General features: G+C 66.4%; 18 protein-coding genes and 1 tRNA gene. 8 read left to right on the top strand and 11 right to left on the bottom strand.

The features are described from left to right. Positions 1 to 72: 72 nt before the first annotated feature. Complete coding sequence (locus AACH06_RS29020) at positions 73 to 561, bottom strand: hypothetical protein (RefSeq protein WP_341429311.1); 489 nt, start codon at positions 559 to 561, stop codon at positions 73 to 75. Between the two features lie 471 nt (positions 562 to 1,032). Between AACH06_RS29020 and AACH06_RS29025 the strand changes: the two genes are divergently transcribed. Then, a complete protein-coding gene (locus tag AACH06_RS29025; protein ID WP_341429312.1) occupies positions 1,033 to 1,503 on the top strand; it encodes a hypothetical protein in 471 nt (156 codons plus the stop codon). Between the two features lie 291 nt (positions 1,504 to 1,794). On the opposite strand, the gene AACH06_RS29030 is transcribed toward AACH06_RS29025, so the two are convergent. Both AACH06_RS29030 and AACH06_RS29035 read right to left on the bottom strand, forming a co-directional pair. Further along, positions 1,795 to 2,724, bottom strand: coding sequence for a hypothetical protein (locus tag AACH06_RS29030; protein WP_341429313.1), 930 nt, complete (start codon positions 2,722 to 2,724; stop codon positions 1,795 to 1,797). A 422-nt stretch (positions 2,725 to 3,146) separates the two neighbouring features. Beyond that, a complete protein-coding gene (locus AACH06_RS29035; protein ID WP_341429314.1) occupies positions 3,147 to 3,956 on the bottom strand; it encodes a DUF3472 domain-containing protein in 810 nt (269 codons plus the stop codon). A 253-nt stretch (positions 3,957 to 4,209) separates the two neighbouring features. Here AACH06_RS29035 and AACH06_RS29040 point away from each other — a divergent pair, with 253 nt between their 5' ends. The 3 genes from AACH06_RS29040 (at position 4,210) to AACH06_RS29050 (ending at position 7,223) form a co-directional block, all read left to right on the top strand. Further along, positions 4,210 to 5,040, top strand: coding sequence for an alpha/beta hydrolase (locus AACH06_RS29040; RefSeq protein ID WP_341429315.1), 831 nt, complete (start codon positions 4,210 to 4,212; stop codon positions 5,038 to 5,040). 438 nt (positions 5,041 to 5,478) lie between these two features. Beyond that, positions 5,479 to 6,255 (top strand): sigma-70 family RNA polymerase sigma factor, encoded by a 777-nt coding sequence (locus AACH06_RS29045; RefSeq protein ID WP_341429316.1) that lies wholly within the window; start codon positions 5,479 to 5,481, stop codon positions 6,253 to 6,255. Positions 6,256 to 6,287: 32 nt separating this feature from the next. Then, the gene (locus tag AACH06_RS29050; RefSeq protein WP_341429317.1) at positions 6,288 to 7,223 is read left to right on the top strand and encodes a cupin domain-containing protein; all 936 of its coding nucleotides are present in this window, start codon (positions 6,288 to 6,290) and stop codon (positions 7,221 to 7,223) included. Between the two features lie 23 nt (positions 7,224 to 7,246). Here the strand turns inward: AACH06_RS29050 and AACH06_RS29055 are convergent, their stop codons facing one another. Further along, positions 7,247 to 7,867, bottom strand: a complete 621-nt coding sequence (locus AACH06_RS29055; protein WP_341429318.1) for a hypothetical protein — start codon at positions 7,865 to 7,867, stop codon at positions 7,247 to 7,249. Between the two features lie 211 nt (positions 7,868 to 8,078). Continuing rightward, positions 8,079 to 8,552 carry a c-type cytochrome gene (locus AACH06_RS29060; RefSeq protein ID WP_341429319.1) on the bottom strand — a complete coding sequence of 158 codons (474 nt, stop codon included), beginning with the start codon at positions 8,550 to 8,552 and terminating at the stop codon, positions 8,079 to 8,081. A gap of 238 nt (positions 8,553 to 8,790) precedes the next feature. On the opposite strand from AACH06_RS29060, the gene AACH06_RS29065 reads away from it, so the two are divergent. After that, positions 8,791 to 10,335, top strand: a complete 1,545-nt coding sequence (locus AACH06_RS29065; RefSeq protein WP_341429320.1) for a methyl-accepting chemotaxis protein — start codon at positions 8,791 to 8,793, stop codon at positions 10,333 to 10,335. A gap of 108 nt (positions 10,336 to 10,443) precedes the next feature. Here AACH06_RS29065 and AACH06_RS29070 read toward each other — a convergent pair. After that, positions 10,444 to 10,520, bottom strand: a tRNA-Arg gene (locus AACH06_RS29070). Between the two features lie 39 nt (positions 10,521 to 10,559). Then, a complete protein-coding gene (locus tag AACH06_RS29075; RefSeq protein WP_341429321.1) occupies positions 10,560 to 11,252 on the bottom strand; it encodes a glutathione S-transferase C-terminal domain-containing protein in 693 nt (230 codons plus the stop codon). Positions 11,253 to 11,294: 42 nt separating this feature from the next. On the opposite strand from AACH06_RS29075, the gene AACH06_RS29080 reads away from it, so the two are divergent. Then, positions 11,295 to 11,975 carry a hypothetical protein gene (locus AACH06_RS29080; RefSeq protein ID WP_341429322.1) on the top strand — a complete coding sequence of 227 codons (681 nt, stop codon included), beginning with the start codon at positions 11,295 to 11,297 and terminating at the stop codon, positions 11,973 to 11,975. An 81-nt stretch (positions 11,976 to 12,056) separates the two neighbouring features. Here AACH06_RS29080 and AACH06_RS29085 read toward each other — a convergent pair whose 3' ends face one another. From AACH06_RS29085 to AACH06_RS29095, 3 genes are read right to left on the bottom strand one after another with little or no spacing between them, the layout of a single operon-like run. Next, positions 12,057 to 13,283, bottom strand: a complete 1,227-nt coding sequence (locus AACH06_RS29085) for an acyl-CoA dehydrogenase family protein (RefSeq protein ID WP_341429323.1) — start codon at positions 13,281 to 13,283, stop codon at positions 12,057 to 12,059. Positions 13,284 to 13,312: 29 nt separating this feature from the next. Further along, on the bottom strand, positions 13,313 to 14,389 hold the full coding sequence (locus AACH06_RS29090) for a phosphotransferase family protein (protein WP_341429324.1): 1,077 nt from the start codon (positions 14,387 to 14,389) through the stop codon (positions 13,313 to 13,315). 36 nt (positions 14,390 to 14,425) lie between these two features. Next, on the bottom strand, positions 14,426 to 15,130 hold the full coding sequence (locus AACH06_RS29095; protein ID WP_341429325.1) for a Crp/Fnr family transcriptional regulator: 705 nt from the start codon (positions 15,128 to 15,130) through the stop codon (positions 14,426 to 14,428). Positions 15,131 to 15,290: 160 nt separating this feature from the next. Between AACH06_RS29095 and AACH06_RS29100 the strand changes: the two genes are divergently transcribed. Further along, the gene (locus AACH06_RS29100) at positions 15,291 to 16,064 is read left to right on the top strand and encodes a class II aldolase/adducin family protein (RefSeq protein WP_423222099.1); all 774 of its coding nucleotides are present in this window, start codon (positions 15,291 to 15,293) and stop codon (positions 16,062 to 16,064) included. Positions 16,065 to 16,146: 82 nt separating this feature from the next. On the opposite strand, the gene AACH06_RS29105 is transcribed toward AACH06_RS29100, so the two are convergent. Next, positions 16,147 to 16,926 (bottom strand): oxepin-CoA hydrolase, alternative type, encoded by a 780-nt coding sequence (locus AACH06_RS29105; RefSeq protein ID WP_341429327.1) that lies wholly within the window; start codon positions 16,924 to 16,926, stop codon positions 16,147 to 16,149. Between the two features lie 287 nt (positions 16,927 to 17,213). Here AACH06_RS29105 and AACH06_RS29110 point away from each other — a divergent pair, with 287 nt between their 5' ends. Next, the gene (locus AACH06_RS29110; protein ID WP_341429328.1) at positions 17,214 to 19,355 is read left to right on the top strand and encodes a type IV pilus assembly protein FimV; all 2,142 of its coding nucleotides are present in this window, start codon (positions 17,214 to 17,216) and stop codon (positions 19,353 to 19,355) included. Positions 19,356 to 19,368 lie beyond the last annotated feature (13 nt).

The raw sequence follows: 19,368 nt of genomic DNA on the forward strand, positions 1-19,368 counted from the left end.
TCGCCTCGTGCGCTTGGCCGTCGTCCCCAGGCCCAGGCTGTGTTGTTTCATGCGCCATATCGTCTCAGCACTTCAGCTTCCCGCCAAGCACCAGGCCGCGCGATTTCTGCAGACATTCCTTAACGCAACGCCAAGTGCGGAGGTCAGCTCATCAATACTGAGCGGCAGCGTTCCGGGCTGTCCTTCGCGCCCCATTTTTTCTGCATGCATGCCTTGAAGGACAACGAGGGCCATACGGCGCAACGTTCGGTCGTCTCCCGTCAAGGCGTTCAGAACCGCGTCGACTCCTTCGCGTCGCCCAGCATGGATCAGTGCGGCGCCGAAATGGATATGCTCCGGGAGTAGGGTCAACTCTGCCGCTGGGGGATTGCGACCAAGAAGAGTTTCTGTCAGGGAGCGTTTGTGCCTTCCCGGAAGTTTGGCTGCGATGTCGTCAAGCAGCAAATCCCAGCTTCCATCGTATTGGTCTCTGATGGATGCTGCCCATTCTGGTGGGTGATTGATCAGCCCGTCCAAAACTTCTTTGCGATTGAATCGACGTGGAGTGGAGGTGGAGGGCATGTCTTGTGTGTGCGAATTTGACGGGCAGTTGGATTTCTGTGTCTCTGGATTCGCCCAAGAATGGTTGTAAATTGTGCCGCCTATCTTCGATTGGTGATAGGTATTCGATTGGCCAGTCGAGGGCAAGTCTAAAAATATGACCAGTCGTGAATTCCCGACTGGGCCGGTCGCTAAGTACCCGCAGTGAAACGGGTGTCCGGCGCTATGCCAGCCTGTGCGAACGTTGCTCGGTTTCGTTGGCTAGATGCTACTCGCAGGTTTCCAAGACGTTTCCTGACAGATCGTGTTCCAAGTCGACACACAACGTGTTCAACGCGCCGTTGTTATCGGGGGGGCGTGGCGTCGAGGCGCGTCCCCTGCGGCGGTGCGGCTCACGAGAGTTGGTCGATCCACGCGCAAATCGGAGCTTATGCGCGTGTCCGCTCCCCTCTGTGTCCTCGGCCGATGAATCGCCCATCGTCACGATTGTTCGTGCGGCAACTGTCTCTGGAGTCGGGCAACGCGGTTCGACGCATCGAAGAGTTGTCCGGTGCGTCGTCGCCATCGCTTGGCCGGGCGCTGATGATCGAGTTGGTCGACCATCTGCCTTGGCCGAGGTGGGATTCAAGCGAGGTGCCGTCTGACAGTGATGTCGCGGTGGATGTGGCCCTGCACGGCTACCGGCTTGGCAGCGCCACGGATGTTTCGCTGGGCGCCATGGGCCTGCCGCTGATGTGGCGGCCTTCAGTGCGGCTGGGGGCAACGCTGTATCGCCGTGGGTCGAGCCAGCCCGTCGGGAGCTTTCTCGTGATCGAGCGGATTCCGTGGTCGGCTTACCTGCGCCGAGCGATGTCTTGGCGGGTGTGGGCCGGGCTGGAGGCGCCAGGGCGCCGCCAGGATTTGGATGGGCTGCTGCGCGGCGCAGCTGAAAGGCTGGTCGGCCGCGTTCAGGACGCCGCCTGAGGCGACACGCGCATGCCGTGCGTCATGCCCCTGCCTGGGTTGACGCCCCATGGCGCCCGCAGGACGACCGCGGGAGGTGTCCCGGCCGGCTCTGCGGGCCAGAGCGCCGGGCGGCGGCATGCATGATGAACACCTGGCTCTGCTGCGCGGGGCGCCACCGGCCCCGGCGCGCGATGCAATGGGCGAGTGCGGTGATTCAGTAGAGCGTGATTCCCGTCGAATCGGCACTCGCCCTGCGTCAACGCGGGGCGCAGTGGTCCATGCCTCAGCAGGTCACTGACCGGAGACCATTCAGTTCGAGACCGGAGTCAAGATGACGGGCGCCCATTCGCCGCCAAATTCGTTGGGGTGGTAGCCATGGGCCAAGATTTGCCCACTGTCGTTGACGGCTTCTGCCCTGATCAGGCTCAGCGTGTACATGCCATCGCGGGTTTTGCAGGGCGCTTTCAGAGCCTGGTTCAGATCGCGCGGGGCCCGGTTGTAGTGGCTCCACACCACCGCCACGCCATCGTCTTTGGGGTCCGGGGCCCAAGCCTCACCGACCACCGTGCCGTCTCTGTTGATGTCCCAGGCGCGGCCGGTGCGTCGGCCCTCCAACGCCGCCAGTTCGCGGACGCCACTGTTTGTCCAAGCCACCGCGCGTGGCTCCCCGTTGACGCCGCTGTAACCCACGCTGACATTCTTGTCGTTGATGGCCGAGGCTGAGGTGACGGTTGCTCCGGGCAACGTGGGAAGGATGGTGAACTGAAGATCAGTTCCCCACCTCACTGCCGAGACGTGGTTCGAACTGTCGATCGCGGCGCCAACCACGATGCGGTTCGAATTGACATCATGGGCTGTCTGGCTGTGGTCGATGCCCGTCGAGGGGAGGATGATGGGTTTTCCTTTGCGCCACAGCACCGCCGCGCTGGGCGCACCGGACGTGGTTTGGCTCCAGCCCACGATGACACCCTTGTTGTTCACGGCCTCGGCGCTGCCCGTCCTGTGGCCGGCTGGCAAAGGGAGTTGGGAAGGCGTTGCATCGTTCCAGACTATGGGTACGGCGACTTGGACATAGTCGTCGACGTTGTAGCCGACGATCAAACCTTGGTCATTGATGTCTTTGGCGTGGCTCACCACGTTCAAGGAAAGGTCGATTAAGGTGCCATCGGCATTCCAGGCGGCGGCCTCGCCGTACCTCTGGCCTGCGGCTTGGCCTGTGGCGTTGATGCTGCTGCCCACTGAATAGTTGTCGAGGGCCAGGCATGTGTAGTAGACCGGGGCGGCCCATCCGGCCGACGTGGCGCCCACGAGCATGGCGCCCGCTGCCCATGCGGCAGCTGATCGTTCTTTTCGCATGTTTGAGAGTCTCCGTTGATTCATTCAGATCGAGATTCAGGGCGATGCTCTTGCATCGAGCTGCTAACGTCGTAAGTGAATGGTATCGGTCGGAAACGAGCGGAGGTGTTCACGAACTGTGTTCGCACACAATCTGAATCGTGTTCAATGCATCCGGCTCGATGCCGGGGTGTCACCCACTCTGGCGCATGAGGCTGGGGTCGACTTAACGCAGCGCGAAGGTCCACGGGGGCGTCCATCGCGCTGCGGCCGCCGCTTCGGTTCAACCGGATGGCGCCCTCAAGCCCAGCGGGTGAGGCAGGGTTCTATTTCGTCCAGAGCTGCTCGCCGTCTGGCGTGGTCCGGATGACGCCTTTTCCGCTTTCCTGGATGACGCGAGGCCGGCGTTTGCCGATGTTGTTGTCGTTGGTGCAGCCATCGGGGTCGTAAGAGGCTCTGGCCGAATTCGCTTTGCGTGTATGGTCGTCGAGATACGGCCCACGCCAAGTCACGCGCGTGTACGCGTTGGACTTGCAGCCTTCCGTTGCAAAGAATTCCAGGAAGGTGACTCCACCGGGGTGCAACCGACCATAGCCTTTGTAATCGCCGATATCTTTGACAGCGATGGTTCCGAGAAGGGTTTCGACACCGGTCGTCATGTCGGTGATGGTTCCCTTCCAATGCTCGGCGCCGTTTTTGTATCCAAGCGATCGGATGTGGTGGCGATACTCGTGGCCGGCAACCCACTTATACGGTATGGCGCAGCTGGTGCCTGTGCCTTCCCCTTCAAATCGCTCGCAGCCTTTGCCGGACACCGGCTGCGCAGTTCCGGAGCCTTCGCCATCGTCCCATATGGCAAAAATGGCACCCTTCTCGGCTTGGGTCTCTCCGTAGATCGTGGTGCCTATGTAGCCCAGCTGCCAACTTTCGAAGAAGAACTGAAACGACGCGAAGATATTGTTCGGGTACTTGGGATCAAACGCCCAGGTGGAATACATCTCCATATCGTAGGCAGGCGTTTCATCGTCAAACGCATAGTCCGTGTAGATCGCATGCGATGGCGAGGCGGCGATGAGCAATGCTGCGGCGACCCCGAGTTCAAACAGCATTGATCGGGATGAGAAAGTCTGTGTCATGGGTAGTCCTTGTTTGATTCCAGGTAACCGGGGGTCAACAGCCGATTCACGTCGCGCGGCCCCGGAAGGCGAAGGGCTCTTTTTGGCGACGCAGCCTGTCTCTTGTGTGGGCGGGGGATTTCCATCGCCCCGCACGGCAAGAGCAAGTTGAAGGTATCTGAATGCCGATTCGGCCGTTTGCGGGTTGGCACCGGTTCCAGACCCTCAGTGAGCAACGGGTGGTAACGAAGGAACCGGCCCCAGAATGCTGCCGATGAACACAGGTCTGTCTCGTGATGTGCTGCGCTGGGCGGCTGGTCTGCTGGCCGTGCCGGTGGTGCTGTATCTGTTGGCATTGGTGTGGCTGTGGTTCCGGCAGGAGCGGCTGCTGTTCTTTCCGGAGCCCTGGCCCACGCCCGATCCGCCGGCAGTTCAGGCCCCGGATGTTCACCAGGTGTGGGTGGATGTGCCCGGCGCGAAGCTGCATGCCTTGCACCTGCAGCAGCCGCAGGCCCGTGGGCTGGTCTTTTTTCTGCACGGCAACGGCGGCAACCTGGCCAGTTGGTTCGTGAACCCCGAGTTCTACCGGCAGGCCGGTTTCGACCTCTTCATGCTCGACTACCGCGGCTACGGCCGCAGCACCGGCCAGATCGAGAGCGAGGCGCAGTTGATGGACGACGTGCGGGCGGCCTGGCGGCAGGTGGCGCCTGCCTATGCGGGCAGGCCGGTGGTGGTCTATGGTCGCTCGCTGGGCACCGGGCTGGCCGCGCAGTTGGCGGCCGAGGTGAAGCCGGCGATGACGGTGCTGGTGTCGCCCTACCGCAGCATGGTGGCCATGGCGGCTGAGCAATACCCCATCGTGCCCACGGCGCTGCTGCGTTACCCCTTGCGCACCGACGCGGTCTTGCCGCGCCTCGAGGGCCCCGTGTGGCTTGTGCATGGCGAGCGAGACGAACTCATCCCGATCGCGCACAGCGAGGCCTTGCTGCCGCTGCTGAAGCCGGGGCAGGGCCGCCTATTGCGCCTGCCGCTGGCCGGCCACAACGACATCCAAGACTTCGACGAGTACCTGGGTGGCTTGCGCAGCGTGCTGAAGGCGCTCTGATCGCAAGACCATGCCGCGGCCAGGGCCGTGCATCCGTCTGGCTGGCCGCCACGTAAGCCGTGATGTGGATGGTGGATGGTGCGCCCGCTGCGCGCACCTGTTGCCGCTTGCCGTGGCGTTGTGCCGCGGGGCAGCGGCCCAAGGAGGTTGGCACTCATGGTGGCTTGGTGGTCTGCCCGTGATTTGTCTGCGGCACACTGTCGCGCATTGGCGGCGTGGGCTGCGGCGCGGTGTGGTGACGAGGCCCCCCAAGAGGGGGAGCATCTGTCGCAGATCGATCGGCGTAAACCCGCTGTCGCCGAAGCCACCCCCGTGGCGCAATCGCTCGGCGCGACTGCCAGGAGAAGCCATGCCATCCCGCTACCTGTTCCGTTCCGGCCCGCCGCGCTGCGCCGCCGTGCACGCGTTCGCCACCGGAGTCCATCTGTGCCACCGGGCTTGAGGCCGTCTCCGGCCAGCCCGAGGTCGCGTGCGCCTGCGGGCGACGATCTGGCCTCGGAACGAGACGATGCGTCGGCTGACGACCTGCATGACCTGACTGGTGAGGCCGACCACGGCGATGACCTGGGCCTGGCGCTGAGCCCGGAGGAAATGCTCAGCGCAGAGGCGGTCGAATCGCCCACCTCGCCCGCGGCGGCGCTGGACGACGAGGCGCTCGCCGGCCTGGTGAGGCGCATCACGCACCAAGATGACCGGGCATTGGCTCAGCTGTACGACGCCACGTCGGCCCGGGTGTTCGGTTTGGTCAGTCGCATCGTGGTGGATGTGGCGCTGGCCGAAGAAGTGGTTGAAGACACCTATTGGCAGGTATGGCGCCAGGCGGCCCGCTTCGATGTAGCGCGTGGGCGACCGTTGACATGGCTGCTGGCGATGGCCCGTTCGCGGGCGATCGATGCGCTGCGGCGCCGCGATCGGCGCGCCTGGGTGCCGCTGAGTGATGAAGAGATGGCCGCGCTGGTGGACGACCACGCCACCAGCCCGGCCGACCAGGTGGCGGCGGCTCGGGGAGGGGGGCTGCTGCAGCAGGCCCTGGCGACGCTGGAGCCCCAGCCGCGGCAACTGATCGCCCTGGCGTTCTTCCGCGGCCTGACGCACGAAGAGATCGCCGTCGGCACGGGGCTGCCGCTGGGCACCGTGAAGTCACAGATACGCCGGGCCTTGCAGGCGCTGAAGCTGTGGTTGGCCGAAGCCGGCTGCACCGACTGGCCGCTGTGAGCCGCCTGGAATCCGCGAGAAGGTACGTTGTCATGAACCCTGATCCCCGCTCTGATGCACCGCTGGCTGTGGCGCAGCGCATCCAGCCGGCGCCCGACCCTTTGGCCGATGAATCGACCGCGTTGCTGGCCGGCACCCTGGCCCAGGCATGGCCCCAGGCACCAGCGCCTGCGGGCCTGCGCGATCGGCTGGTGCGCCGCGCGGCCCACAGCGCACGGCGCATCGCCGCGATGGTGAACGTGCGGCAACGCGACCGCGAGCTGGTCGAGAGCGCCGCGGGGCTGAGGGTGCAGCGCATCTACCTGCGCGACGACGCGTCGCCCCTGCGTCCGGGCGAGCCTCAGCAGGTGAGGCTGGCGCAACTCCAGCCAGGGGCCGTGTGGCATCTGGCGGCTGGCCCGGTTGAGCTGGGGCGTGAATGGCTGCTGGTGCAAGGCAGTGCCGAGCTGTCGACCCTGGCTGATGGCTCCACCGGTACCTCGGCCCACGGCGCCTCGGGCGACGATGGCCGCGAGCGTCTCCACCTGGCGCCCTTGGACTACCACGTCCAGTCAGGGGCGGCCAGCCGCCGCCCGGCTTCGCTGTGCGCCGGAGAGCAGGGTGCCTTGGTGATGCTGCGCGAGCGTGCGTGGCCGACTCACGGGCCGGCAGCGGCCTCGGTCACTGCCCGCGAATCGCCCGCAGCTTGGGACGACTACGCCCCGCTGATCCGCCGCCGGGTGTTGTGGCGCGATGGCCCGATGGCCGCGATGCTGTGGCTGGCCGAGCCGGGCGCCTGTGTTCCGCACCATGAGCACGGCCATGATGAAGAGTGCCTGATGCTGCGCGGCGATCTCTTTCAGGACGACTACCTGCTGCAAGAGGGCGACTACCAGCTGGCGCCGAGCGGCAGTGCGCATGAGACGGTCACCACCGACACCGGTGCGCTGATCTACGCGCACGGCGATCTGGACATGCGCTTCGTGTAGCGCGCAACCCTTGCGCGCCGGGCTCAGGGCGGCGTGCTCGACCCTTGCCTGAAGTAGTAGGCCAGGTGGGCGGTGCGGCCATCCAGCGGAGCCGAGAACACCAGCTGACCGCTGTACTCGGTGGTGGCTTGGTTGCCAGCTTGCCGCAGCCGCTCGGCGCTGGCCGCATCCGAGGCGCTGAAGGCCTGCACCTCGCACAGGGTGCTTCGGCATTCCAAAGAGTAGATGTCGGTGCCGGCCTCTTCGTAGGTGCGGCGCAGCTGCTGCTCGGCGGCGTAGGCCCAGCCGGTGTCCTTCGGCTCGGATTCGAGCATCAGGTGCAGATCGCTGGAGGTACCGCGAGAGGGTCCGGCCAATTGCTCGTGTTCGTACGACATCGGCACCGGGCTCATGGTGACGGCCGGCTGCGGGGTGGAGGCGGCCGCGGTGGGCGCCACGGCGGGGAGCGGGTTGTCGATGGCAGGAGACGCAGCGGCCGTGTCGGCACCCGATGGCGCCTGCATCATCGAGGCATGCAGGCCCAGCTTGCGCGCCGCATCGTCGTCTGGTGTCGGGCGCGCGGGCTCTCGGCCGGGCCACAGCAGCACCACTGCCAGCAACGTGCCGGCCACACAGGCCGCGGCAGTGGCCCATGGGCGGTTCATCGGCCGGTCTTTCGGACAGTCGTTCCGACAGTGATGGGTAGGGGGCGCATATCGGTCGAGCGGTGGGCCGGTCGGCGGCCCCGACATTCAGCCACAAGACCGGGCGGCACCCTAGAGGGGCACGGCACCGCTCTCAACGCTGGCGTGCAATAGGTGCGCAACCCTGGCACAACAGCCAGGGTTGCGCATGCAGGCCGGGCGGGCGGGCGTGTCAGCGCTCGGGCTTGCCGGTGCCCTGGCGGCCATCGGCGCGCGCCACGAGGTAGGCGTACAGATCGGCGATGTGCCCGCTGACGCTGGGCTCGTCTTTCCACGCCGGCATGGCCAGCGCCGTGTCTTCGCGGCGCAGCACCTCATCGACGAGGTTTTCGCGGGTGGCCGGGTCGGCGCTGGCGCGGCCGGCGGGCATGCCCCAGTCGTAGCGCTGCAGCACGATCGAGGCAAAGCGGCGCGGGCCCATGTCGCGCATCGAGGGCAGCAAATCGGGGGCGAGGTTGCTGCCGTTGGCAGCCGGGCCATGGCAGGCGGCGCACTTGTCGTGGAACACGCGCCAGCCGACGTAGACAGACCCTTCGGGCGCCGCCGTCCGGGGCGTAGGGCGGGGTGGTTCGGCGCAGCCGGCCAGTGCCAGCATGGCCACCGCGGCCACGCTGGCTGAAACGCCGATCAGCTTCAGAGCATTCATGAATGGGGCTCCCTTGATGCCAGCCCCTGCACGGGGCCATGTTGGCAAGGGTGCTGCCGCAGCGCCCGGTGCGCCTTGATCGGCGTCAAGCGTGGGCGCGCGGTGTGTTGCGCGGCCGCATCCAGGCGGCCTGTGTCGCCCTCAAGTTCACGGGCGGTGGGCCGATGTCTGGGCAACGTCCACCTGTCGTCAGCGGCAGGGGTGCGTGTGCTCGCCGCTGCCAACGAAAAGGGAATTCATGAACCGACTCTTCTCCAATCTGCGCCTCACGCCCCGGCTGGCTCTGGCCTTCTCGTGCGTGGTGTTGGTGATGGCGCTGGCCGCTTCGGTGGGCGCCTGGCGCCTGCAGCAGCTGGGTGACATTGCCGACGAGCTGGGCGGCGTGGCGGCGGAGCGTGCCGTGCTGGCCCGCCAGCTGCACGGGTTGGTGGTCATCAGCGCCTTCCGCGCCGAGACCCTGCTGCTCACGAACGATGAAGAGTTCACCGCGCGCATCAACGCCGACCGCAAGATCACCAGTGCCGAATCCGAGGCGGTGCGCAAGCGGCTGGACGAGCTGACTGATGCCGACAACCAGGCCTATTTCGACAAGATCCAGGCCACCGGCGACGAATTTCGAAAGGCACGCGAGCAGTTCATCCAGCGCCGCAAGGGCGGCGAGGCCATCACCAACCAGATGGTGGCTGGCGAGCTGCGGCCCAAGTCCGATGCCTATGGCGCCGCCGTGCTGGCGCTGGCCGATCGGCAAAAGCAGCGTGTCGACCAGTCCCGAGAACTGGCTGCCACCAACCGCCGCCAAGGCCAATGGCTGTTGATGGCCGGCGTGGTGGCTGGGGCGTTGTTCAGCGCCGTGCTGGCCTGGAGCCTGTCGCGCTCCATCACCCAGCCGCTGGAGCGGGCGCGCGGGCTGGCCCGGCGTGTGGCCTCGGGCGACCTCACCAGTGAAGTCGTGCCTTCGGGGCGCGATGAAGTGGCCCAGCTCATGGGCGAGCTGGCCGACATGCAGAACCGGCTGGCCCACACCGTGCGCGAGGTTCGCAGCGCCACCGAGGCCATCCGCACCGCGTCATCCGAGATCGCCAGCGGCTCGGCGGACTTGTCCGCGCGCACCGAGCAGGCCGCCTCGAACCTGCAGCAAACGGCCGCGTCGATGGAGCAGCTGACCACGACGGTGCGCCAATCGGCCGATTCGGCCGACGACGCCAACACCGTGGCCGCCAGCGCGACCGACCGCGCCCGGCAGGGCGGCGACGTCGTTCGCCGCGTGGTCGAACGCATGGCCGATATCCAGGGCAACTCGACCAAGATCAACGAGATCGTCGGCGTGATCGACGGCATCGCCTTCCAGACCAACCTGCTGGCACTCAACGCCGCGGTGGAAGGTGCCCGCGCTGGCGAGCAGGGCCGCGGGTTTGCGGTGGTGGCCTCTGAGGTGCGCCAACTGGCCCAGCGCTCGGCCGAATCCGCCAAGGGCATCAAGGCGCTCATCCAGGTGTCAGGCGAGTCGGTGCGGCAGGGCGCTGATGAGGCGGCTGCGGCCGGTACGACGATTGCCGAGGTGGTGGGCTCGGTGCAGCAGGCGCATCAGCTGATGTCGCAGCTCAGCCACTCGGCTCGCGAGCAGCGCGACGGCATCGCCCAGGTGAACCAGGCCGTGGCCCACCTCGACCAGATGACCCAGCAGAACGCCGCCTTGGTCGAACAATCGTCGGCCGCGTCCGAAAGCCTGCGCGAACAGGCTTCGCGGCTGTCCAGCCTGATGGAAGGCTTCCGCCTGGCCTGAGAGGCTGAGAGTCTTTCGCCGATGCCCGTCTTGAATCCCCAAACGCCCCGACTCTTCGTTGCAAATGCTCGCCATAGCCCGAGCGAGCGGGAGGGTGAAAGAGGGCGCTGGCCTGCCCGGAGGGACTCGAACCCCCGACCTGCTGCTTAGAAGGCAGCTGCTCTATCCAGTTGAGCTACGGGCAGCGCGGGGGCGCATTCTAGGCTGCCCACCGGGGCCGCGGTTCAGCGGCGTTCGTATTGGCGGGCGCCGAAGAGCACTTCGCGCGACTTGTCATCGGTGATCGAGCGGCGCCTGTCGGCCAGCACTTCCACGCCCCGCATCACCGCCGGGCGCTTGGCGATCTCGTCGAACCAGCCCTTGAGGTGGGGGTGGTCGTTCCAGTCGATGCCTTGGTTCTTCCATGATCGCAGCCACGGGAAGACTGCGATGTCGGCGATGCTGTAGTCCGGACCACCCAGGTAGCGCGATTTGGCCAGGCGCTTGTCCATGACGCTGTACAGGCGCTTGGCTTCGTTGGTGTAGCGCTCGATGGCGTAGTCGATCTTCTGCGGGGCGTAGACACGGAAGTGGTGCGCCTGGCCGAGCATGGGCCCCACGCCGGCCATCTGGAACATCAGCCACTGCAGCACCTCGTACCGGCCGCGGGTGCTGTCAGGCAGCAGCTTGCCCGTCTTGCCTGCCAAGTACAGCAGGATCGCGCCCGATTCGAACAGCGAGATGGGTTGACCGTCTGGACCGTCGGGGTCGACGATGGCAGGGATCTTGTTGTTGGGGCTGATCGCGAGGAAATCGGGTTTGAACTGATCGCCGTCGCCGATGTCTACCGGGATGGTCCGATAGGCGAGGCCACACTCCTCCAGCATGATGTGGACCTTGTGACCATTGGGCGTGGCCCACGAATACACTTCGATCATGACCTCGGCTCCTCGCGTTGGTGTCCCGACTCTAATCCAACCATGCTGAAGTTCATCAAGCAACGGTTGTTTCGAGCCAGCAGCCTCGATGGCCGCCAGGCCGTTCAGGCTTGGGCGGAGGCGGCGGGCTGGGTGATGCGCACGCTGCGTGACCAGGACGGTTTCGTCATTGACAGCCGGGGTGGTGAGCTCGAAGGCCGCATCGAATGGGGCCCGTCGCAGCGGCATTACCTGGGCGGCTACGAGCTGCGGATGCGCGGCGAGCTGCCCAAGCTGAGCGGCAGTGCCCACGCGGTGGTGATGCCCAAAGCCCTGCTGGAAGATGTCGAGAGCGAGCTGTTCAACCAGTTCGTCGGCGGTGTGCAGACCGAGATCGACGAAGAAACCCCCGAAGAGATGCGCTGGCTGGCGCTCTCACCCAAGCTCAGCCCGGCGTTGCTGGGTGAGCTGAAGGCGCACTATGGCGCGGTGAGCAACCGCACCCCCTGGCTGGCGCACTGGCTGCAAGGGCCACTGGGCGAGCTGTTGCTGCAGCGTGCGACGGGCCCCGCTGAGGTGGCGGCGCCTTTTGCGCTGATCGTGCAGCGCAATCGCCTCACCTTGCGGGTGGCCCTGCCCGAGCCCGACGTGGCCACCGTACAGGGGGCCCAGGCCCTGTTCGAGATGGCGTTGGGGCAGGCCCGCGTGATGGCCGACGAGCCGGGCGGCGACGAAGACCTTTGAGCGACTGAGCGAAGACCTTTGAGCGACTGAGCCTGCTGCCGGCGCATGCCGGCTTGGCTCACCCCAACCGCCGCCCGTCGATCAGGCCGTCTTCGGCTGGCGCTTGCCCAGCTCGATCTTGGCGATGGCGTTGCGGTGCACTTCGTCCGGGCCATCGGCAAAGCGCAAGGTGCGGGCGCCGGCGTAGAAGTTGGCCAGCGGGAAATCCTGGCACATGCCGGCGCCACCGTGCACCTGCATGGCCCAGTCGATCACCTGGCAGGCCATGTTGGGCGCCACCACCTTGATCATCGCGATCTCGGCCTGGGCGCTCTTGTTGCCGGCCATGTCCATCATCCAGGCGGCTTTCAGGGTGAGCAGGCGGGCCTGCTCGATCAGGCAGCGTGCCTCGGCGATGCGCTCTTGCGTGACCGTCTGCTGCGCAATCGTCTTGCCGAACGCCACCCGGGTGAGTGCGCGATCGCACATCATCTCCAGCGCGCGCTCGGCCAGGCCGATCAAGCGCATGCAATGGTGGATGCGGCCGGGGCCCAAGCGGCCCTGCGCGATTTCGAAGCCACGGCCTTCACCGAGCAGGATGTTGCTGGCAGGCACCCGCACGTTGGTGAACTCGATCTCCATGTGGCCATGCGGGGCATCGTCGTAGCCCATCACCGTCAGCGGGCGCAGCACTTTGACGCCGGGCGCGTCCATCGGCACCAGGACCATCGATTGCTGCGAGTGGCGCGCCGCCGTGGGATCTGTCTTGCCCATGAAGATCATGATCTTGCAGCGCGGGTCGCCAGCGCCGCTCGTCCACCACTTGCGGCCATTGATGAGGTATTCATCACCTTGGCGCTCGATGCGGGCTTCGATGTTGGTGGCGTCAGACGACGCCACGGCCGGCTCGGTCATCGCAAAGGCGCTGCGGATCTCGCCACGCAGCAGGGGCTCGAGCCAGCGCTTCTTGTGCTCATCGGTGCCGTACCGCACCAGCACTTCCATGTTGCCGGTGTCGGGCGCCGAGCAGTTGAACACTTCGCTCGCCCAGGTGACGCGGCCCATGATCTCGGCCAACGGCGCGTACTCCTGGTTGGTGAGGCCGGCGCCCATTTCGCTGTCGGGCAGGAACAGGTTCCACAGCTTCGCGGCCCGGGCCTTTGGCTTGAGCTCCTCGATGAGCGCCAGCGGCGACCAGCGCTTGCCGGCCTGGGTGTTGGCCTCCAGCTCGGCCCAATAGCGGGCCTCGTTCGGATAGACGTGCTCGTCCATGAATGCCGAGACGGCGGCGCGCAGCTCCTGCGTCCGGGGCGAATAGCCGAAGTCCATGGTGGTTCCTTGGGTGGGGGAAAGAAGAATCAGGCGGCCTGGGCGAACTGCCAGGCCAGTTGGGCCAGCGTCGGGGCGGCGTCGCCGGTGGCGCGCGCCGAGGCACTGGCCGCCGTGCCATCGACCACGCGTTTGGCAATGCCCTGGGCGATGGCGGCGAGGCGGAACAGGTTGTAGGCGAGGTAGAAGTTCCAGTCGGCCATCACGGCGTCGACATCGGCGCGGCCGGTGCGCTCGCAGTAGCGCCGCACATAGTCAAGCTCGGCCGGGATGCCGAGAGCCGCATGATCGAGCCCCGCGATGCCGCGGAACACGCCGGCCGGGATGTGCCAGCTCATGCAGTGGTAGCTGAAATCGGCCAGCGGATGCCCGATGGTCGACAGCTCCCAGTCGAGCACGGCGGTGATGCGCGGTTGCCGGGCGTCGAAGATCAGGTTGTCCAGCCGGTAGTCACCGTGCACGATGCTGATCTGCGCCTCGTCGCGAGCGCTGGCCGGGATGTGGGCGGGCAGCCATTCCAGCAGCTTGTCCATCGCCGGGTTGGGGCCGGTGATCGAGGCGACGTACTGCTTGCTCCAACGGCCGATCTGGCGCTCGAAGTAGTTGCCGGGCTTGCCATAGTCGGCCAGGCCCACTGCGGCCACATCCACCGTGTGCAGCGCCGCGATCACGCGGTTCATCTCGTCGTAGATGGCGCCGCGCTCTTCGCGCGAGGCCTCGGGCAGGGCCTGGTTCCACAACACGCGGCCGGCGACGAACTCCATCACGTAGAAGGCGCGGCCGATGACCGACTCGTCTTCGCACAGCACGTGCATGCGCGCGACGGGCACATCGGTGTCGTGCAGGGCGGCCATCACGCGGAACTCGCGGTCGATCGCGTGGGCGGAGGGCAGCAGCTTGGCGGCCGTGCCCGGCTTGCTGCGCATCACATACGAGGCGCCCGGCGTGATCAGCTTGTAGGTGGGGTTCGACTGGCCGCCCTTGAACTGCTCGACGCTGAGCGGCCCGGCGAAACCAGGCAGCTTGTCGGCCAGATAGGCCTCGAGGGCCGCCACGTTGAAGGCGTGGCTTTCGGCCACAGGCTTGGTGCCGGTGTATTGGTCCATCCGATCATCTCCTCAGACCGGATGAACCGATCATGTTCAGCGGTCTGCCACCGCCATCAGTTTTTCTCGTGACAACACCACCAGGCGCGTGGGTTCGACGCGCAGCACGCCGTCGCGCTCGAGCTCCTTGAGCTCTTGGTTCACGCGTTGGCGCGAGGCACCCAGCAACTGGGCCAGATCTTCCTGCGCCAACTGCAGGCCGATGCGAATCTCCTCGCCCTGGGCAATGCCATAGCTCTTGGCCAACAGCAGCAGTTGCTTGGCCAGCCGGGCCGCCAGCGGTTTGGTGTTCAGATCCTCGATCAGGTTGAACATCAGCCGCAGGCGCCGGCAGTTCAAACGCAGCAGGGCGTCGTAGAGCTCGACATGCTGCGCCAGCAACTCGCGGAAGTCGCCCTTGCGAACGATCAGCAGCGTGGTGGGGCCATGGGCGCTGGCATCGTGGGTGCGAGGCAACCCATCGAACAAGGCGATGTCGCCAAACCAGGTGCCGGGCTCGACATAGGTGAGGGACACCTGCTTGCCCGACAGCGATACCGAGCTGACCCGCACCGCCCCCTTGGCCACGCCCACCCAGTCTTCCGCAGGCGTGCCGCGCGCCGCCAGCGGCGCGCCGTCGGCCAGGCGCCTCACCGTGGCCCTTGCCAGGATGGCTGATCGCAGCGTGGTGGAGAGCGATGAAAACCATGCACCGGCATCGATGTTGTGTCGCTCTTCGATTGTAAGAATGGGGGTATTCATCATTTGTCCCTGACGCGACAGCCGCCGCATCATTGCGCTCGGTATTGTCCACAGTCCCGAGGCGCTGGTTCGCGCATCGGAGTCGATGTGTGCCCGTGGAGGCACACGATTCGAACGTCCCGAAGGCCAGCCCACCGAGGGGGCATTCTCAGGAGGCTTCATGCACCCACATCCATCCTCCCATCCTTCCTCTTCCGTGAGCTGCTCGCCCGAAGAGTGGCAAACCCGTGTCGATCTCGCGGCGGCTTACCGCTTGGTGGCGCTCTTCCACTGGGACGACCTGGTCTTCACCCACATCAGCGCGCGGGTGCCGGGCGAAGACGATGCATTCCTGATCAACCCCTACGGCATGTTGTTCGAAGAGATCACCGCGTCGAGCCTGGTCAAGGTGGATTCACAGGGCAACAAGCTCTCCGACAGCACTTACCCAGTCAACCCGGCCGGCTTCGTGATCCACAGTGCGATTCATTCGGCGCGGCACGACGTGCAGTGCGTGCTGCACACCCATACCCTCAACGGGGTGGCCGTGTCGGCCCAGCGCGAAGGGGTGCTGCCGATTTCTCAGCAATCGATCTTCGTGCTGTCGAGCCTGGGCTATCACGACTATGAAGGCGTGGCCCTGAGAGACGATGAGAAGCCGCGCCTGGTGCAGGACCTGGGCGATTGCAGCTATCTGATGCTGCGCAATCACGGCCTGCTGACGGTCGGCAAGACGATTGCCGATGCCTTTCAGGCGATGTACCTGTTCGAGTCCGTCTGCGCCATCCAGATTCGTGCGCAGGCTGGCGGCGGCGAGCTGGTGCGGGTGCCGTCGGCCATCATCAGCACGGCCCGCCAACAGGCGGCGCAGGTCACCAAGGGGATGGGCGGCAACCTGGCTTGGCCGGGCCTGCGGCGTCGGCTGGATCGGGAGATGCCGGGCTACGCCATCTAGTTGTGAAGCGTCAAGACGTTGTGACCTGAAGAGCTGAGTCTGGAGATAGGCGGCAAGCCGCCGATTTCGCTCCGCTGGCCGGCTACTTGAAGTCGGGCTTGCGTTTGCCGAAGAAGGCGGCCAGTCCTTCGCCGCCATTGGGGTGGAAGAGGTTGGTGACGAAGGCGTCGCGTTCGGCGTTCATGCCTTCTTGCAGGCTGCGGGCGGGTGCCGCCTGGACCAGCTCTTTCACCGTTGCTACCGCATTGGGGGCCATGAACGACAGCTGGCGAGCCATGGTCAGCGCCTGGTTGAGCGCCTGGCCGGGTTCGGCCAACCGGTTCACCACACCGAGGGCATGCAGCCGTTCTGCCGACTGGGGTTCGGCCAGCCAGGCCAGCTCGAGCGCCAGCGCGCGGGGCAGGGCGCGGGCCAGGTGCCAGGTGGAAGCCCCATCGGGCGAGAAACCGACCTTGGCGTAGGAAAGCACGAAGCGCGCATCACTGGCTGCCACGATCAGGTCGCAGGCCAGGGCCAGCGACATGCCGCCGCCCGCGGCATAGCCCTCGACCGCCGCGATGATGGGCTTGGGAAAGCTGCGCATGGCCTCGACGAGGCTGTGGAAGAGGTCGATCGATGCGGCTTGCGCTTCCGGTGGCCGCTCGCGCGCGCCGCTGATTCGGTTGAGGTCGCCGCCAGCGCAGAAGTGCGCGCCGTCGCCGCGAAGCACCACGGCGCGGATCTCGGGGTTCTGGTCGGCCTGGTTGAGCGATTCGATGGCCGCGGTCACCGCCTGGGGCGACAGCGAGTTGCGGGTTGCCGGATCGGACAGCGTCAGGATCAGCGTGCGGTCTTCTTGGGCGGTGAGCAGTACGGAGGGCATGGTGCGGTCGCCAGAGATGGGCCAGGAAAAGTGCCAGATGGGGCGCCATTCGAGGAGCCTGGTGGGGCGCCAGATGGGGCGTCAAGAGGCGCTCGATGTGGCTCGGAATCGCGGTCGCGTCACAGGGGCCCGCGTGTGAACCCTGATTCTTGCACCGCGATCAGCCAAGCTTCGCACACTGGCGTTGGGCGCTGCCCACGCCGGGGCAGCTCGGCCTGAAACGGGCACCGAACATGCTGTGAATCGGTGTTAGAGTCATTTGCAACTTGCAACGAATGCCTGCCGGCATGCCCTCAAGAGCAACCGCGCTGATCATTGCCTGTGCTGCTTCGGCGATGGCCTCCACAGAGGCTGCTGCCATGGGCTTCGGCCGATTGACTGCGTCTGCGGTCCTCGGTCAGCCGCTGAACCTCCCCATACCCTTGCGCCTGGATCCGGGCGAACGCCTGGAGCCCGAGTGCGTCGCCGCCGACGTCACGGTGGGTGACAACGTCATCAGCCGCGAACGGATCCGTGTTCGGCTGGAGCCAGGACAAGGTGGGGCCGACGCGGTGGCCCGTGTGACCACCCAGATGCCCATCGATGAGCCTGTGATCGAAGTCACCCTGATGGTGGGCTGCGACCGGCGCTTCTCACGACGCTTTGTCGCATTTGCCGACCCGCCGGCAGATTCGACACGCATCGCTTCCCAAGCCGGCGTCGCGACACTGGCGGCACCAATGACCTCGCCGGTATCGCCTGGCGACTCACCTTCCGCGACCGAGCTGCCTCGCACGTCGCCACGCTCGCAGCAGCAGGGTGCGTCCTCCGGTGCCTCCTCCGCACGGGCTCAGGCCGAGGCATCGGCCAAGGCGGGCCGAGCGGCGCGAAAGTCCGAAGCCGCCGCGACGCGCCAAGCCGAGCGCGCGGCCAAGCGCGAGGCCAAGCGCAGGGTCGCGGCGTCGAAGTCCACCACGCCCCCGAATGATGTGGTCCGTGGCCCTGTGGCGCGGTCGGCGGCGGCCGACGACGGGGCGCGCCTGGTGCTGGAAATGGACGGCCCTCGGCTCAAGCTGGACATGGAGGACCCCGTCTTCATGCCCCAGGTGCAGGGGGCGGCGGGCGTGGCCAGTGCGCCGGACAGTGAAGGCGCTGGCGCCGCTGTCAGTGAGGCCGAGCGGCTGCAATTACTGGAGAAGGCCCTCAGAGATCTGCAGCGCGACAGCCAGGCCGGGCGCGAAGCGGCGGCTGCGCTGCGGGCTCGTCTGGCAGAGGCCGAGAACCGCGGCCGGGCCGTGCCTTGGCTCGTGGCCTTGGTGGTCTTGTCGCTGGGAGTGGCCATCTGGCTGGCCCGCCGCTTGCGCCGGCAGCAAGATGTGGCCGAGGGCGCGCCGAACTGGTGGTCGGCGGAGGCGGGCGCTGCTGCCGATGACGGGGCCGGCGTGATGCCAGCGGCCCCGGCGACGTTGGCCACGCCTGAGATGCGGGGGGCTGGCGAAGCGCCCGGCAGAACGCCCTTGTCGTCGGTTGATGTGCCATTGGAGGTGGGCTTCGGGCCGCGCAGGGAGGCGCCCGACACCTCACCGCTGCCCGCGGCCTTGGCGCTGGAGCGTGATTTGCCCCAGCCAGCGTCTGCCACGAGCCTGCGCGCGCCAGCGTCGCTGCCCACCGTGATGGTGCGGCCCGAGCCGGTGCACGAGCGCACGATGATCATTCCGTCGCCGCCGCCGTTCTTGATGGATGCGGCGAACAACGAGCCGACCGCCCGGGAGGTCTCGGTCGAAGAATTGCTCGACCTGGAGCAACAGGCCGACTTCTTCATCGCGCTGGGCCAGGAAGAGGCCGCGGTCGACCTGCTGATGTCGCACCTGCGCAGCACCGGCGGTCTCAGCCCCTTGCCCTACACCAAGCTGTTGGAGATCTACCGCCGCCAGGGAGACCGCGACGCCTACGAGCGCATTCGCACCCGTTTCAATCGGCGCTTCAACGCCTACGCACCCGAGTGGGAAGACGGCCCGCTGAGCGGCCGCTCGCTGGAAGACTACGCCGAGGTGGTGCAGCACCTGCAGACCCTGTGGCCAGAGCCGCTGGACGCGATGGCGATGCTGGAGGCGATGCTGTTCCGCAAAGATGCCGCCTACGAGCTGTTCGACTTGCCCGCCTACAAAGACGTGCTGGTGCTCTACGCGCTGGCCCGCGACCTGTTGCAGCAGGCCGGCGCGGGCGTTGCCGGCGTGGTGGATGTGCTGCTGCCGTTGGGCGATGAGGTGGTGGTGCGCGACGCGCCCCCAGCGCCTGCCGGGTCGGCCAAACCTGATGAGCTGGCCAGCTTCGAGCTGACCGCTTACGCCTTGCCGCCGCATGCCGATTCGGCCGAGCCCATGCGCCTGGAAGAGGGATCGCCGGATGCAGAGCCGACGCTGGACCCGCCGCGCCGCCGCGTTCGCTGAATGCGGCGGCGCG

The sequence above is a fragment of the Ideonella lacteola genome, from assembly GCF_038066555.1.
GTDB classification, from domain to species: Bacteria; Pseudomonadota; Gammaproteobacteria; order Burkholderiales; family Burkholderiaceae_C; genus Ideonella; species Ideonella lacteola.

Bases quoted from the DNA above. Each gene is read 5' to 3' on its own strand.
- AACH06_RS29050 (WP_341429317.1), top strand. From the start codon at position 6,288: ATGAACCCTGATCCCCGCTCTGATGCACCGCTGGCTGTGGCGCAGCGC.
- AACH06_RS29060 (WP_341429319.1), bottom strand. From the start codon at position 8,552: ATGAATGCTCTGAAGCTGATCGGCGTTTCAGCCAGCGTGGCCGCGGTG.
- AACH06_RS29020 (WP_341429311.1), bottom strand. From the start codon at position 561: ATGCCCTCCACCTCCACTCCACGTCGATTCAATCGCAAAGAAGTTTTG.
- AACH06_RS29035 (WP_341429314.1), bottom strand. From the start codon at position 3,956: ATGACACAGACTTTCTCATCCCGATCAATGCTGTTTGAACTCGGGGTC.
- AACH06_RS29040 (WP_341429315.1), top strand. From the start codon at position 4,210: ATGAACACAGGTCTGTCTCGTGATGTGCTGCGCTGGGCGGCTGGTCTG.
- AACH06_RS29080 (WP_341429322.1), top strand. From the start codon at position 11,295: ATGCTGAAGTTCATCAAGCAACGGTTGTTTCGAGCCAGCAGCCTCGAT.
- AACH06_RS29105 (WP_341429327.1), bottom strand. From the start codon at position 16,926: ATGCCCTCCGTACTGCTCACCGCCCAAGAAGACCGCACGCTGATCCTG.
- AACH06_RS29090 (WP_341429324.1), bottom strand. From the start codon at position 14,389: ATGGACCAATACACCGGCACCAAGCCTGTGGCCGAAAGCCACGCCTTC.
- AACH06_RS29055 (WP_341429318.1), bottom strand. From the start codon at position 7,867: ATGAACCGCCCATGGGCCACTGCCGCGGCCTGTGTGGCCGGCACGTTG.
- AACH06_RS29065 (WP_341429320.1), top strand. From the start codon at position 8,791: ATGAACCGACTCTTCTCCAATCTGCGCCTCACGCCCCGGCTGGCTCTG.
- AACH06_RS29085 (WP_341429323.1), bottom strand. From the start codon at position 13,283: ATGGACTTCGGCTATTCGCCCCGGACGCAGGAGCTGCGCGCCGCCGTC.
- AACH06_RS29075 (WP_341429321.1), bottom strand. From the start codon at position 11,252: ATGATCGAAGTGTATTCGTGGGCCACGCCCAATGGTCACAAGGTCCAC.
- AACH06_RS29100 (WP_423222099.1), top strand. From the start codon at position 15,291: ATGCACCCACATCCATCCTCCCATCCTTCCTCTTCCGTGAGCTGCTCG.
- AACH06_RS29095 (WP_341429325.1), bottom strand. From the start codon at position 15,130: ATGAATACCCCCATTCTTACAATCGAAGAGCGACACAACATCGATGCC.
- AACH06_RS29110 (WP_341429328.1), top strand. From the start codon at position 17,214: ATGCCCTCAAGAGCAACCGCGCTGATCATTGCCTGTGCTGCTTCGGCG.